The 813-nt window shown below is 45.0% G+C and carries 2 protein-coding genes; one reads left to right on the plus strand and one right to left on the minus strand.

Annotated features, from left to right (window positions below; all coding sequences use genetic code 11):
• The coding region (locus tag AC1DWN_RS34615) for a topoisomerase C-terminal repeat-containing protein (RefSeq protein WP_477563325.1) at positions 1–228 on the plus strand (228 nt) is incomplete at its 5' end.
• 83 nt (positions 229–311) lie between these two features.
• On the opposite strand, the gene AC1DWN_RS34620 is transcribed toward AC1DWN_RS34615, so the two are convergent.
• Positions 312–813: HAD family hydrolase (locus tag AC1DWN_RS34620; protein ID WP_477563326.1), on the minus strand; the 502-nt coding region annotated here is incomplete at its 5' end.

Consider the following 813-nt stretch of genomic DNA (forward strand, 5'->3'; position numbering starts at 1 on the left):
TTATTTATGGGACGGAAAGGCTATGGATGTTCACATTACAAAGAAGGCTGTAAATTTGTAATTTGGAAGGAAACCTTCGGCCGCAGTCTAACCGATGTTCAGGTGAAGGCACTCGTGGAGAAGGGTAAGACAAGTAAGCTTAAGCTTACTTTAGAGGATGGTACTCCTACAGAAGGGCGTATTATCCTCATTAGCAACGAGACGGGCGAGCTGGCGATTGAACAGTAGGTAACAGCTTGCTGAAAGTCAATAGACCCGAGTCTACTTCATAGGTATGAAGCTTACTCGGGTCTATTGGTGTTACGTAAGTGCTATCCGTTCACGTATCCATGAATCGTATCCGGTACTTCGAGCAGATGGTCTAAGGTGAAGAAAGCGCCCTTCGGTTCTACTTCAATCTGAATAACATTATATTCCCATTCTGACTTTGCCCGCATATGAATGGCATGGATGCCAGCAGTTAAGGCAGGAACAACATCTGTTCGAATGGAATTGCCTATCATCCATGTGCGATTACGATCAAATGTGCCAGTATTCAAAATATCCTCCAGCGCGTCATTGTTCTTCAGCCTGCGGATATAAATGCGAGACTCGAAATAGCGATCTAATTGAAGACGTTCAATCTTGCGGCGCTGAATAAGCAGCTCGCCGCCGGTATACAGATGAAGCTCGTGACCAGCTTCGGCAAGGGAGAATAGCGTTTGTTCCATTTGTGGATAGGGCTCTGTTTCATGCTCGTATACACTTAAACCGAGCTTCCATAAAAAATTTTCTTCCGAGCTGGAGCGCTTTCGTCCTGTTAAATGTGAAAAG

It is taken from the genome of Paenibacillus sp. P4_A7 (assembly GCF_056402455.1).